General features: G+C 71.4%; 12 protein-coding genes and 1 pseudogene. 8 read left to right on the top strand and 5 right to left on the bottom strand.

Features of this window, described 5'->3' with window-relative positions; all coding sequences use genetic code 11:
• Window positions 1-160: 160 nt before the first annotated feature.
• Window positions 161-295, top strand: a complete 135-nt coding sequence (locus ACFYW8_RS16440) for an SPW_0924 family protein (RefSeq protein ID WP_365874284.1) — start codon at window positions 161-163, stop codon at window positions 293-295.
• Between the two features lie 25 nt (window positions 296-320).
• Window positions 321-1,313, top strand: coding sequence for a DUF3068 domain-containing protein (locus ACFYW8_RS16435; protein WP_389074469.1), 993 nt, complete (start codon window positions 321-323; stop codon window positions 1,311-1,313).
• On the opposite strand, the gene ACFYW8_RS16430 is transcribed toward ACFYW8_RS16435, so the two are convergent.
• A complete protein-coding gene (locus ACFYW8_RS16430) occupies window positions 1,303-3,915 on the bottom strand; it encodes an ATP-dependent RNA helicase (RefSeq protein WP_389074465.1) in 2,613 nt (870 codons plus the stop codon). The two genes, ACFYW8_RS16435 and ACFYW8_RS16430, sit on opposite strands and share 11 nt — an antisense overlap.
• Before the next feature lie 213 nt (window positions 3,916-4,128).
• Complete coding sequence (locus ACFYW8_RS16425; protein WP_365874290.1) at window positions 4,129-4,989, bottom strand: class I SAM-dependent methyltransferase; 861 nt, start codon at window positions 4,987-4,989, stop codon at window positions 4,129-4,131.
• A 317-nt stretch (window positions 4,990-5,306) separates the two neighbouring features.
• Here ACFYW8_RS16425 and rpsA point away from each other — a divergent pair, with 317 nt between their 5' ends.
• Window positions 5,307-6,809 carry a 30S ribosomal protein S1 gene (gene rpsA, locus ACFYW8_RS16420; protein WP_389074458.1) on the top strand — a complete coding sequence of 501 codons (1,503 nt, stop codon included), beginning with the start codon at window positions 5,307-5,309 and terminating at the stop codon, window positions 6,807-6,809.
• A 90-nt stretch (window positions 6,810-6,899) separates the two neighbouring features.
• On the opposite strand, the pseudogene ACFYW8_RS16415 reads toward rpsA, so the two are convergent.
• Window positions 6,900-7,319: pseudogene (locus tag ACFYW8_RS16415) on the bottom strand (sheath polysaccharide-degrading enzyme); the annotation flags it as partial.
• 489 nt (window positions 7,320-7,808) lie between these two features.
• Here ACFYW8_RS16415 and ACFYW8_RS16410 point away from each other — a divergent pair.
• The 3 genes from ACFYW8_RS16410 to ACFYW8_RS16400 all read left to right on the top strand — a co-directional run bounded on the left by ACFYW8_RS16410 (window position 7,809) and on the right by ACFYW8_RS16400 (window position 9,854).
• Window positions 7,809-8,747 (top strand): PAC2 family protein, encoded by a 939-nt coding sequence (locus ACFYW8_RS16410; RefSeq protein WP_389074453.1) that lies wholly within the window; start codon window positions 7,809-7,811, stop codon window positions 8,745-8,747.
• A gap of 67 nt (window positions 8,748-8,814) precedes the next feature.
• Window positions 8,815-9,423, top strand: coding sequence for a dephospho-CoA kinase (gene coaE / locus ACFYW8_RS16405; protein ID WP_365874296.1), 609 nt, complete (start codon window positions 8,815-8,817; stop codon window positions 9,421-9,423).
• 50 nt (window positions 9,424-9,473) lie between these two features.
• Window positions 9,474-9,854, top strand: coding sequence for a tetratricopeptide repeat protein (locus ACFYW8_RS16400; RefSeq protein ID WP_365874298.1), 381 nt, complete (start codon window positions 9,474-9,476; stop codon window positions 9,852-9,854).
• Between the two features lie 135 nt (window positions 9,855-9,989).
• On the opposite strand, the gene ACFYW8_RS16395 is transcribed toward ACFYW8_RS16400, so the two are convergent.
• Window positions 9,990-10,301 (bottom strand): DUF6343 family protein, encoded by a 312-nt coding sequence (locus ACFYW8_RS16395; RefSeq protein WP_389074443.1) that lies wholly within the window; start codon window positions 10,299-10,301, stop codon window positions 9,990-9,992.
• Between the two features lie 93 nt (window positions 10,302-10,394).
• Between ACFYW8_RS16395 and ACFYW8_RS16390 the strand changes: the two genes are divergently transcribed.
• Window positions 10,395-11,381: an acyltransferase domain-containing protein gene (locus ACFYW8_RS16390; protein WP_389074438.1), complete on the top strand. Its 987-nt coding sequence runs from the start codon at window positions 10,395-10,397 to the stop codon at window positions 11,379-11,381.
• A gap of 185 nt (window positions 11,382-11,566) precedes the next feature.
• Window positions 11,567-12,031 carry a DoxX family protein gene (locus tag ACFYW8_RS16385; protein ID WP_389074433.1) on the top strand — a complete coding sequence of 155 codons (465 nt, stop codon included), beginning with the start codon at window positions 11,567-11,569 and terminating at the stop codon, window positions 12,029-12,031.
• A 62-nt stretch (window positions 12,032-12,093) separates the two neighbouring features.
• Here the strand turns inward: ACFYW8_RS16385 and ACFYW8_RS16380 are convergent, their stop codons facing one another.
• Window positions 12,094-12,792 (bottom strand): RNA-binding S4 domain-containing protein, encoded by a 699-nt coding sequence (locus tag ACFYW8_RS16380; RefSeq protein ID WP_389074428.1) that lies wholly within the window; start codon window positions 12,790-12,792, stop codon window positions 12,094-12,096.
• Between the last annotated feature and the right edge of the window lie 324 nt (window positions 12,793-13,116).

The raw sequence follows: 13,116 nt of genomic DNA, 5'->3' as shown, positions 1-13,116 counted from the left end.
GCGGCCCGTGCGCGCCTCCAGGGCGCCCCCTCGGCTCACGCCGCGGGGGCGCCCTGATCCGTTGTGTGCGCGACGTGTTCTCATCTCGCCCCGCCGTTGCTACGGTGCCGGACCTGACGATGTATCAGATGTATCAGCTCCTGGCCCTCGGGAGGCCCGCATGCGTGCCCTCATCGCCGCCGCGACCGGTCTCGCCGCGGCACTCGCGCTCGTCCTGACCATCACCGCCTTGGGCTCGCCGGCCGGACACACCTCACCGAAGCCGATGCTCACCACCGTCCCCAAGCACCCCTGACGCACGCACCGGGAGGGCCGTCGAGATGCGCCGCAAGGCAAGCCTGATCCTGCTCGCGCTCGCCGTGTTCTTCGCGGCGCTGTCCCCACTGCTGCGCTGGTACGCCTTCCCGCGCCTTGCCAAGATCCCCGCCGGCCAGTACCAGGACATGGTCCTGGAGGCGAGGGACGCGACCCTCCTCGACTACGGCACCATGCAGGCCAAGAAGGTCTCCAAGGTCACGGTCGTCCAGACCCTCAAGGGCAACGTCGAGGCCTCCGACAGGATCGAGCGGACCGCGGGCCGTGACGTCGTCGTATGGGACTCCCTCTCCTACGTCCAGGGTCCCGACGGGAAGATGGTCTCCAAGCTCCCCGAGCGCTACATCTTCGACGCGCACAGCCAGGAACCCGTCCACGCCACGGGTGAGTCCGTCGACGGAGACCCGGTCACCCGCGAGGGCATCGAGTTCAAGTGGCCCTTCCGGACGGAGAAACGGGACTACGAGTACTTCGACGCTCAGACCCGCACCTCGGCGCCCATCCACTACAAGGACACCCGTAGCTTCCGGGGCGTCAAGGTCTACTACTTCGAGCAGACCATCCCCTGGACGAAGGTGGCGTTCCCCAAGGTCATGCCCGTCCAGGGCGTCACCCCGCAGTCCCTGGCCAAGACCGGCACCACCCGCTGGTACACCACCGTCCGCAGGTTCTGGGTCGAGCCGGTCACCGGTGCGCCCGTCTACGGCGAGGAGATACACAAGGAGGAACTCCGCGGCGGCACGCTCCTGGGCGGCCGGGACAAGGTGACCGCCTTCTCCGGTGACGTGAAGATGCGCGAGGACTACGTCAGGCACACCGTCGACCTGGTCGAGTCGAACCGCACCCTCGTCCTGATGATGACCTCCTACCTCCCCTGGGGGTTCCTTCTCCTCGGCGCGGCCCTGCTGTCCCTCTCGCTGTACCTGGAGGCCCGGAGCCGCAGGCCCGGTGACGCGGCACCCGCTCCGGCGGCCGACCCCGAGCCCGTCACCGCCTGAGCCGCGCGTTCGTGAACCGCGTCGGCTCGGCCGTCGCCGGGTCCTCGGGCCACGGATGCTTGGGGTACCGGCCGCGCAGCTCGGCCCGTACGCCCTTGTAGCCGTCCTTCCAGAAGGACGCGAGATCGGCGGTGACCGCCGCGGGCCGGCCCGCGGGGGAGAGGAGATGCACCAGAACGGGCACGCCGGCGACGGCCGGCGACGCGTGCAGCCCGAACATCTCCTGCAGCTTCACGGCGAGCACCGGTTGCGCGGGGTCGGCGTAGTCGACGCGGATCCTCGACCCGCTCGGCACCTCGATCCGCTCGGGCGCGAGCTCGTCGAGCCGGGCCGCCTCCCCCGTCGCCCAGGGCAGCAGCCGGTTCAGCGCCTGCCCGGCGTCGATCCGCGCCAGGTCCGCCCGCCGCCGGGCACGGCTCAGCTCCGGTTCCAGCCACTCCGCCACGCGCGCGTGCAGCGCGTCACCGGACACATCCGGCCACGGGTCACCGAACCGAAGGCGCAGGAACGCGAGCCGCTGCCGCAGCACCCCGGCGTCCGGAGACCAGCGCAGCAGACCGAAGCCCTCCTCCCGGAGCCCTTCGAGCAGCGCTTCCCGTACGAGCCCGGGGGCCGCGTTCCGCAACGGCCGCACGGCCAGCTCCACCGCCCCCAGCCGCTCCACCCGCCGTGCGACGACATCGCCCTCGGCCCAGTGGACCTCGTCGCCCTCGGAGCGCAGACCGTCGGCGGCCCGCCGTGCCGTCCGTTCGTCGATCACCGCCGCGAGCCGCACGCGCGCGTGCCCCCTGCCGACGGGACGGTCGGCGACGGCGACCGCGAGCCAGGGAGCACCGCGCAGGACGGATCCCTCGCCGGCGTCGGCGCGGGTCCCGTTGACCATCAGGTGGGAGCCGCCCTGCATGTGCGCGACCCGCTCGGGGAACGCCAGCGCGGCGACGAGCCCGACGACCCGGTCGTCCCCGGGTTCCGCCCGCGCCCCGCCGTCCGCCGGGCCGCCGTCACGATCGCCTCCGCCGTGCCCCGGCCTGACGGCGTCCGCCCCCGGGGCGGAGGAAGAGCCGGGGGAGGACCCAGCCCCGGGCCCGGTCCCGGCGCCGGCCGCCGCGGAGCGCAGCCGGCGGGCCTCGGCGCGCCAGCGGGCCGCGTAGGCGTCGCCTCCGCGCCGGGCGGTGCGCCAGGCGGCGGCCAGGTCGTCGCCGTACTCGCGCGGGGGCTCCTCGCTCAGCAGGGCGACCACGTCGGCGGCCCGCGCCACGCCCACCACCGGGGTCGCGTCCAGCAGCGCCCGCGCGAGCCGGGGGTGCAGGCCCAGCCGGGACATGCGCACCCCGCGCTCCGTGGCCCGCCCCGTGGCGTCGACCGCGCCCACGGCCGACAGGACGGCCCGCGCCGCCGCCATCGCCCCGCCCGGCGGCGGGTCGAGCAGGGCCAGCCCCGTCGCCTCCGGATCGCCCCAGCAGGCCGCCTGGAGGGCGAACGCCGTCAGGTCGGCCACCTTGATCTCGGGGGCCGGGAAACGCGTCAGACGGCCGTCCTCCGCCTGTGCCCAGCACCGGTACACCGCGCCCGGCGCCTCACGCCCGGCCCGCCCCGCCCGCTGCCGTCCGGCCGCCTGCGAGGCCCGTACGGTCGCCAGCGCGCTCAACCCGCGCGCGTGGTCCACCCGCGGCTCCCGCGCGAGCCCCGAGTCCACGACCACCCGCACCCCCGGAACCGTCAGCGACGACTCGGCCACCGAGGTCGCGAGGACCACGCGGCGCCGCACACCGGCCGAGAGCACCGCGTCCTGCACGGCCGCGGGGGCCCGCCCGTGCACCTGAAGTACGTCGATGTCCCCGAGACCGCCGAGCTGTCCGGCGACCCGCGCGATCTCCCCGACCCCGGGAAGGAAGCACAGGACGTCACCCGAGCGCTCGGCCAGCGCCCGCCGCACCGTGGACGCCACATGCGTCAGCAGTGCCGGGTCCACCCGCATCCCGTGCGGCGGCCGTACGGGGCGGGCGGGCGGCGCCCACACCGTCTCCACCGGGTACGAGACACCCTCCGCCTCGACGACCGGCGCGTCGCCCAGCAGCCGCGCCCAGCCCCCGGCGTCCGTCGTCGCGGACGCGGCGACCAGCCGCAGCTCGGGACGGAGCGCGGCCCGCACGTCCAGCAGGAACGCGGCCACCGTGTCCGCGTCCAGATGCCGCTCGTGGCACTCGTCGAGCACGACCACGTCGACACCCGCCAGCTCCTGGTCCCGCTGCAGCCGCTGGAGCAGGACCCCGGTCGTGACGACCTCCACGCGCGTGCGCGCGCCGACCACCCGCTCCCCGCGCACGGTGAAGCCGACGCTCTGGCCGGGCTGCTCGCCGAGCAGCCACGCCATCCGCCGGGCGGCGGCCCGGGCCGCGATCCGCCGAGGCTCGGCGACCACCACCCGGCGTGCCGGGCGCCCGTCGTCCAGGAGACCCGCCAGGGCCAGCGGCACGAGCGTCGTCTTGCCGGTGCCGGGCGGCGCCACCAGCACCACGCTGCCGTGCCCCTCCAGAGCGGCGTCCACAGCGGGCAGGGCACCGCGCACGGGCAGGACGTCCAGGGCTTCGTAACGGATCACGCCCCCAGTCTCGTACGAGCGCCGAACCCGCCGCTCACGAAGTCCGGGACAGCTTTCCCGCGGGCGTGGAGTTCCCGGACAGGCCCGGCACACGCGCGTGCCGGGCCGAGACGTGAGGACGCGTGTGCCGGAACGAGACATCGAGAAGGGGAGCCGGTCCGGCTCCCCTTCTCGTGGTTCTCGTTCCGTTGCCGATCCCGCCTGCCCCGTGCGTCAGTCCCGTTCGCACACGAAGATCGCCGTGCCCGGAATGAGGTTCCCGCGCAGCGGGGACCAGCCGCCCCACTCCTGGGTGTTCCAGGCGGGCCACTCGGGCTCGACGAGGTCGACCAGGCGGAAGCCGCCGGCCACCACGTCGCGCACCCGGTCACCGGCCGTCCTGTGGTGCTCGACGTAGACCGCGCGGCCCTCGTCGTCCTGTTCCACGTACGGAGTGCGGTCGAAGTAGGACGCGGACACCGTCAGGCCCTCGGGGCCGGGCTCGTCCGGGAACGCCCAGCGGACCGGGTGCGTGACGGAGAAGACGAAACGGCCGCCGGGGCGCAGCACCCGGTGGACCTCCCTCAGCACGAGGACCGGGTCGGCGACGAAGGGCAGGGCGCCGTACGCGGAGCACGCGAGGTCGAAGGAGGCGTCCGCGAAAGGCAGCGCGCTCGCGTCCGCCTCCACCAGGGGCACGGTGCCCCCGATGCGCAGCGCGTGCTGGAGCTGGCGGTGGGAGAGGTCCAGGGCCACCGGACGCGCGCCCTGCCCGGCCAGCCAGCGCGAGCACTGCGCCGCGCCGGCGCCGATCTCCAGGACGTCCTTGCCCTTGAGGTCCTCCGGAGGTCCGAGCAGTTCGGCCTCCACCTCGTCGAGGCCCTCGGGGCACCACACGAATCGGTCGTCGCCGAGGAACGTGCCGTGTTCGATCTGGTAGTCGTCCGCGTTCCGGTCCCACCAGCCCCGATTCGCCCGGGAACTCTCGATGAGGTCCGCGTCACGTCGGGTGGCTTCCGGTTCGATGGGTTCGGGCTCTTGGATGATCGGCTCCCTCGTCGTACTCTTCCGTCCAACCCGTCTCGGGCGTGTCACGAAAGAGGCGTCCTACTGCCCGCGTGGCCTTGTGAGACAGGTCTTGTGCCGGGATTGCGGCGATCCGCCCCGGGTGTGCGCCTTCGCGCATTGACCCTGCCCGGCTGCCCCCGTATGCTACAAGTTGCGCTGCGGGCCTGCGCTCCTCAGACGTAGCAGGCTGTGCTCGCATCTGTATGTATGTCCCCTCGGTTTTCGAGGCGCCTCCGGCGTTTGTCGGGGCGCTTCCTTGGCTGTCCGGCCTTCTACAGAGCGAAACGGGCTCCCGGCGTAAGCAGTACCTACGACTCACTGTCCGTACCGGAGCCCTTACCCACATGACGAGCAGCACCGAGACCACCGCCACCACCCCGCAGGTTGCGGTCAACGACATCGGTGACGAGGAAGCATTCCTCGCCGCGATCGACGAGACGATCAAGTACTTCAACGACGGCGACATCGTCGACGGCGTCATCGTGAAGGTCGACCGGGACGAGGTCCTGCTCGACATCGGTTACAAGACCGAAGGCGTGATCCCGAGCCGTGAGCTCTCGATCAAGCACGATGTCGACCCGAACGAGGTCGTCAAGGTCGGCGACGAGATCGAGGCCCTGGTTCTCCAGAAGGAGGACAAGGAGGGCCGCCTGATCCTGTCCAAGAAGCGCGCTCAGTACGAGCGTGCCTGGGGCACGATCGAGAAGATCAAGGAAGAAGACGGCATCGTCACCGGTACCGTCATCGAGGTCGTCAAGGGTGGTCTCATCCTCGACATCGGCCTCCGTGGCTTCCTGCCGGCTTCCCTCGTCGAGATGCGCCGTGTCCGCGACCTCCAGCCCTACGTGGGCAAGGAGCTCGAGGCGAAGATCATCGAGCTGGACAAGAACCGCAACAACGTGGTCCTGTCCCGCCGCGCCTGGCTCGAGCAGACCCAGTCCGAGGTGCGCCAGACGTTCCTCACCACCCTCCAGAAGGGTCAGGTCCGCTCCGGCGTCGTCTCCTCGATCGTCAACTTCGGTGCCTTCGTGGACCTGGGTGGCGTCGACGGTCTGGTGCACGTCTCCGAGCTCTCCTGGAAGCACATCGACCACCCGTCCGAGGTTGTCGAGGTCGGCCAGGAAGTCACCGTCGAGGTCCTCGACGTCGACATGGACCGCGAGCGCGTCTCGCTGTCGCTCAAGGCGACGCAGGAAGACCCGTGGCAGCAGTTCGCCCGGACGCACCAGATCGGTCAGGTCGTCCCGGGTAAGGTCACGAAGCTCGTCCCGTTCGGTGCGTTCGTCCGCGTGGACGAGGGCATCGAGGGCCTGGTCCACATCTCCGAGCTGGCCGAGCGCCACGTGGAGATCCCGGAGCAGGTCGTCCAGGTCAACGACGAGATCTTCGTCAAGGTCATCGACATCGACCTCGAGCGCCGCCGCATCAGCCTCTCGCTGAAGCAGGCCAACGAGGCCTTCGGTGCCGACCCGGCGTCGGTCGACTTCGACCCGACGCTGTACGGCATGGCCGCGTCGTACGACGACCAGGGCAACTACATCTACCCCGAGGGCTTCGACCCCGAGACCAACGACTGGCTCGAGGGCTTCGAGTCCCAGCGTGAGGTGTGGGAGACGCAGTACGCCGAGGCGCAGCAGCGCTTCGAGCAGCACCAGGCTCAGGTCATCAAGTCCCGCGAGGCCGACGCGCAGGCCGAGGCCGAGGGTGCCAGCACCTCCAGCGCGGCTCCGGCCGCCTCGGGTGGCGGCGGTTCCTACTCCTCGGAGTCGGACGACAACTCCGGCGCCCTGGCGTCGGACGAGGCGCTCGCCGCCCTCCGCGAGAAGCTCGCCGGCGGCCAGAGCTGAAAGCTCACCGCTAGCAAGTAGCTGAAAGAAGTGGGCCCGCACCGATTCGGTGCGGGCCCACTTCCATGGGGGTCCTTTCGCGGGGGCAGGTCAGGGGGTCACCGTGATGTTGGTGAGTCCCTTGCCGCCCGTCACCGTGTTCGAGGCGTACACGGTGGTCCCGTAACCGGTGGTGTGGTCGGTGACGTTGACCGCCGGCTGCTTGTCGCCCGTCGCGCCCCGCAGGTCCGAGGTGTTGCCCCGGAACACGGTGCCGCAGCCCCAGCCGGTCTGCTGGGTGTGGGTCTCGTAGCCGTCGTTCGTCGTGGAAGTGCCCTTGTTGTTCTCCACCAGGACGTCGTCGCCCTTCACGTCGACCCAGGAGTCGTCGTAGTCGGCGCCGGTCAGGCCGCTGCCGTCGAAGGTGTTGCCGGTGATACGGGCGCCCGTGGTGCCTTCCTCGATGTCGACGTTCTCGCCGCCCACGTCCGGCCCGATCGTGCTGCCGGTGATCTGGACGCGGTCGCTCCTGTAAGGGTGTTGCAGGTTCGCGTCAAGGTCTGGACCAGGGCGGTGTGCGGGGAGGGGAACGTGGTGGATACATGAGTAACTGCCGGGCCGTAACAGGCCGTTGCCAGGATCCCCGGGGCAATCAAGATCGAAGGCGCCTGGCACAACATCCCCGGCGGACCCGACGACGTCGCTACGAGCCGCTCAACCGGCCCGCCGGGCCTGTCTACTTCGCGGGCGACTGGCTCGGTTACGCCGACGCCTGGCGGCACGGCGCCTTCACGTCCGCCCGCGACGCCGCCACCGCGCTCCACGCACGCGTGCTGTCCTCGTAACACACCTGTGGTGTGCTGGTGGCGGTCCCGGCCGCGGTGCGCCCGCCGCCCCGGAACTCCCGTCGGCCGCTCGTGGAGGCCGAGAGGGCACGAGACGGTGGCACGGAGCACGGGACGGGAATGTCCGTGCTCCGTGCCACGTTGTGCAGTACGAACACGAGGAGGAGCGGTCACAGTGCTTGATCCGCAGGGTTTGTACGCATGGGAGCCGAAGGGCCTGGCCGTCGTAGACATGGCGCTCGCCCAGGAGTCGGCCGGTCTTGTCATGCTCTACCACTTCGACGGGTACATCGACGCGGGCGAAACCGGCGACCAGATCGTCGAGCGGGTGCTCGACTCGCTGCCCCACCAGGTCGTGGCCCGGTTCGACCACGACCGGCTCGTGGACTACCGCGCCCGCCGTCCGCTGCTGACGTTCAAGCGCGACCGCTGGACCGAGTACGAGGAGCCGGCCCTGGAGGTACGGCTCGTGCAGGACGCGACCGGCGCGCCCTTCCTGCTGCTGTCGGGACCCGAACCGGACACCGAGTGGGAGCGCTTCGCGGCCGCCGTCCAGCAGATCGTGGAACGGCTCGGAGTGCGGCTGTGCGTGAACTTCCACGGCATCCCCATGGGCGTCCCGCACACACGACCCGTGGGCCTCACCCCGCACGGCAACCGCACCGACCTGGTGCCCGGCCACCGCAGCCCCTTCGACGAGGCGCAGGTCCCCGGAAGCGCCGAGTCCCTCGTCGAGTACCGCCTCATGGAGGCCGGTCACGACGTCCTCGGTGTCGCCGCCCATGTGCCCCACTACATCGCCCGCTCCCCGTACCCGGACGCGGCGCTGACCGTCCTGGAGTCCATCACGGCCGGGACCGGACTGGTGCTTCCCGGGATAGCGCACGCCCTGCGCACCGAGGCGCACCGCACCCAGACCGAGATCGACCGTCAGATCCAGGAGGGCGACGAGGAACTCGTCGCGCTCGTCGCGGGTCTGGAGCACCAGTACGACGCCGCCGCGGGCGCCGAGACCCGCGGCAACATGCTCGCGGAACCGGTGGACATCCCCTCGGCGGACGAGATCGGCCAGGAGTTCGAGCGGTTCCTGGCGGAGCGCGAAGGCGACTCCTGAATTCCCCTCCAGGGCTCAGGGCTCCCGGGCGCAGGGTCTGTCAGTGACAGGCCCTAAGCTGCGAGTCATGCTGAAGGTGGGTCTGACCGGTGGTATCGGCGCCGGCAAGAGCGAAGTGTCACGGCTGCTCGTCGAGCACGGCGCGGTGCTGATCGACGCGGACAGGATCGCGCGGGAGGTCGTCGCGCCCGGAACTCCCGGGCTGGCGGCGGTCGTCGACGCCTTCGGCGAGGACGTGCTCGCTCCGGACGGCAGCCTGGACCGGCCGAAGCTCGGCTCGATCGTCTTCGCCGACCCGCAGAAGCTCGCCGTCCTGAACTCGATCGTTCACCCCCTGGTCGGCACCCGCTCGCGCGCACTCGAGGACGCCGCACCCGGGGACGCCGTCGTCGTCCACGACGTGCCCCTGCTCGCGGAGAACGGCCTGGCCGCGCTGTACGACCTCGTGATCGTGGTCGACGCCCGCCCCGAGACCCAGCTCGACCGCCTCGTCCGCCTGCGCGGCATGACCGAGGAGGACGCCCGTGCCCGCATGGCCGCACAGGCCCCGCGCGACAGGCGACTGGTGATCGCGGACATCGTCATCGACAACGACGTACCCCTGGATCGACTGGAGCGGCGCGTACGGGACGTATGGGCCGATCTGGTGCGCAGAGCCCGGCAGCCCCAGGAATAGCGCCCCTCGCGAGGGGCGTTGAACCCTTGCAGCGAGGGAAGGACTATGCCGTGCCCGAGACCAGCGGATCGACCGGACGCACTCCGGAGACGCACGTCATCGACTTCCGCGCCGCCGAGCAACTGCTCGCCGCGCGCGACCCGCGGGGTGCGGTGAAGCTGCTCGACCCTGTCGTCGCCGCTCACCCGGAGAACACCGCGGCCCGGCTGCTGCGCGCGCGTGCCTTCTTCGCCGCCGCGCAACTGCGCCCCGCCGAGCTGGAGTTCACCATCGTCCTGGAGCGCGAGCCGGACAACGCGTTCGCGCACTTCGCACTCGCCCGGACCTACGAGCGCCAGCGACGTCCCGAGCAGGCGAAGCGGCACTTCAGACTGGCGGCCGCACTCGACCCGAAGCCGCAGTACCTGGAAGCGGCGCGGTTCGAGTCGTAGCGGGTCCGCGCGAGGCGGCGGCGACGGTGACGGCAGTGAGCCTGACGGCATCCCGCTCCGACCGCACCGGGCAGGGGCGCTCGCTGCTCCGCGCGCACGACCTCGTCGGACAGGGGCGGGGATCGCCCGGCCGCTTCAGGGGTGCGACGGTCTCGACGGACGGTGGCGCTCCGGCGGGCGGTACCGGGGCCGGTCGTCCACCGGCTCGTACGGCGGGACGTCACGGCCCGGCTGATAGTGCGGGCCCTGCCTCATGTGCCGCAGGATCATGGTCATGTCGACGGTGACGATCACCCACAGCAGACCGCACGCCGCCGCCCATCCCGGCCGCCCCACCAGGGTGAACGCGACCGTTCCGAAGACCGCCCAGATCAGGCCCCAGACGCTCAGCCAGAAGCGCATCCGCAGAGCACTGCGCGCTGTCATCGGTTCACTGCCCGTACGCATCACGATCACTACTCCTACGAGGAAACGTACTCTTCGTGGTGCACGTTCACCAAGGGAGCGCGGCCCGGACGACGGCCGCCGGGGGAGGCGACGGTGCTGCTGAAGGCGCTGCGGGCGGACGCGAGGCTCGCCGACTGGCTGAGAGACCTGGAGAGCGAGAGCACGGCCCTGCGGGAGGCGTCGCTCCCGGACGCCGACGCGTTGCCCGACATCCTGCTCGACCTGTCCGTGCCCCATGAGCACATCAATGAACTCGTCGCGCTGCGCGACCGGTTGGCCGCCGACCCGGAGGCCATGACCCTCCTCGCGCGCTGCGTCACCCGCTTCGTCCGGGACATGGGGGAGACGGGGAAGGGCTGGGAGCCGCCCACGTTCCCCGCGACGACGGGACCTCTCGGGCGATGTTTCCATCTGTACGTCTTCATAGCGGCGCTTCCGTACGTCCGCGCCCATCACCGCGAGCGCGGTGTCCCGGAGGACGTCTCACGGCGCACGCTCGCCGATCTCGGCCGTCATGTGTCCGTGCACCACAGAAGAGCCGGCGGCCCCGGACTGCTGTTCCCCTGGTGGATCGCCCTGCACTTCCACGGCGAACTGTTCCAGCTGGGCCGGCTCCAGTTCCAGCGGGTGCTGCTGGGGCGGCGCACGGCAGCCGCCGTCGCGGCGGCGGGTCTGGACCTGGGCCCAGGCGCCCCCTGCCTGAGCCTGCACATCACCGACTTCCGCGGCCCGCTCTCCCCGGCCGCCTGCGACCGTTCACTCGCCCTGGCCCGGGAGTTCTTCGCCCGCCACTATCCCGACGAGCGCCACGAGATCGCGGTCTGCGACTCCTGGCTGCTCGACCGGCAGCTCAAGCGGTATCTGCCGGCCGACTCCAACATCATTCGCTTCCAGGACCGCTTCCACCTCGAGTGCGAGGAGACGACCCCGGACGACACGGTGCCCATCGGCTTCGTCTTCGGCGATCCGGAGCTTCCGCTCGACGAACTGCCACGGCGCAACAGCGTAGAGCGTGCGGTGGTGGACCACCTGCGCGGTGGAGGGCATTGGTATGGAGGGCGGGGCTGGTTCGCGCTGTAGTCCGTCCTGCCGTGGACCCGGTCCGGGGTCCGGCAGGCGGGAGGTGGGGGAGGGGAAGCGAGGGGAGGCGAGGGGGCAGTGGGTCGCCGGGTGGAACAAACCCCGTTCCGTGCCGATGAGTTCCCGACAGTCTCCAGGTCTGTCTCTGTGAAAAGAGCAGCCCCCGCTTCGCACAGGAGACCACCGTGTCCGAGACCGCCCTTCCCCTCGCCACCACCACCCAGGCCACCACCCAGGCCACCGCAACCCCCCGCTCCCGCCTCGCCCGTATCTCCCTGACCGGCCTGCAGATCGTCCTCGGCCTCTTCTACGCGTTCGCGAGTGCTCTGCCCAAGCTGATCGCCCATCCTTCGGCGACGGAGTCGTTCGACAAACTGGGCTGGGGTCACACGGGCATGTACATCATCGGCACGCTCGAACTCGCCGGAGGCCTCGCCCTGGTGATCCCGCTGCTGGACTCGGTGGCGGCGGTGGCGCTCAGCGCCCTGATGGTCGGCGCGTTCATCGTCAACGTCACCGTCGTCCACGGCCCGTACGTGGCGACGCCGCTCATCCTGCTGCTGCCGCTCGCCCTGATCGCCTGGGCCAGGCGCGGCCACGCAACCGAACTGCTGCGCCTGGTACGCCGACGGGTGGGACGCCAGGTGTGACGACGCGGGAAGGACGGAGGGCTCCCCCGACGCCGTACGACGGCACGTCGGCTTTCCGAGGTTCAGGAGCCCGAGGTGCCGGAGGAACCCGATGAACCGGTGGAGCGGGGACCGATCCAGGGAGGACCGTTCCAGCGGGGACCGGCCGAGCGGCGGGAAGCGCCCGTGGACCCGGTCGCTCCCGTCGTACCGGTGGACGGGCCGGAGGAGCTGATCGGGCCGGACGAGCCCGCCTGCATCCCCCGCAGGCGTTCCGTCTCGCGGCGGTCCCGCTTGGTCGGGCGCCCCGTGCCCCTGTCGCGGATGCCCGCCGGCGCCACGGCCTCGCGCGGCGGAGGCGGCGGGCTGTTGTCGACGTAGCACTCGACGGCGACGGGCGCGCCGACCCGCTTGCGGATCACGCGTTTCACGACGACGACCCGTTCCCGGCCCTCGTGCCGCAGGCGTACCTCGTCGCCCACGCGCACCGAGTACGCGGGTTTGACGCGCTCGCCATTGACTCGAACATGACCGCCTCGGCAGGCCGTGGCACCCATCGAACGGGTCTTGACGAGACGGACGGACCAGATCCAGGCGTCGACCCGCACGCTCTCGCCGCCGGCGGGCCCGGCAGCGGTGGCGGGCTTGGCGGCGGCAGTGGTCGTGGGAGTCGCCGTGGAAGCGGCCCCGGAGTCGGTCGTGGCGGCATTCGCCCCGCCCGCGCCGCGCCGGCCGTCGGCGGCCGTGCCCTTCATCACCCCGTCAGCACTCTGAGAAGCCATAACCCGACTCTAGTGCCCGCGGTCCAGCACACGGCATGCCTTGAACCGGGACCGGGCAGTGGACACCCGGACGCGGGAGGACCGGTCGTACGGTGGTGGAGTGCACGGCGGCGGTTCGAACGAAGCCGGGCCGGCATCCTGCGCCGGCCCGGAAGTCTTCGCGGGTGCGGCACCCTCCGCAGGGCTGGGGTGTCCGGAGATCGAATCGTACGACCGCGGCATGCTCGACGTCGGTGACGGCAACCCGTCTCCACTGGGAGATCTGCGGGAACCCGGATGTGCGGGCTCGTGGACAGGCCGGCCGGTCGATGTCCGGTCGGTGCG

This window comes from Streptomyces sp. NPDC002742, assembly GCF_042888885.1.
Taxonomy (GTDB): Bacteria; Actinomycetota; Actinomycetes; order Streptomycetales; family Streptomycetaceae; genus Streptomyces.
The sequence above is the reverse complement of the archived record's forward strand: the minus strand, read 5'-3'. Positions and strand labels throughout refer to the sequence as shown.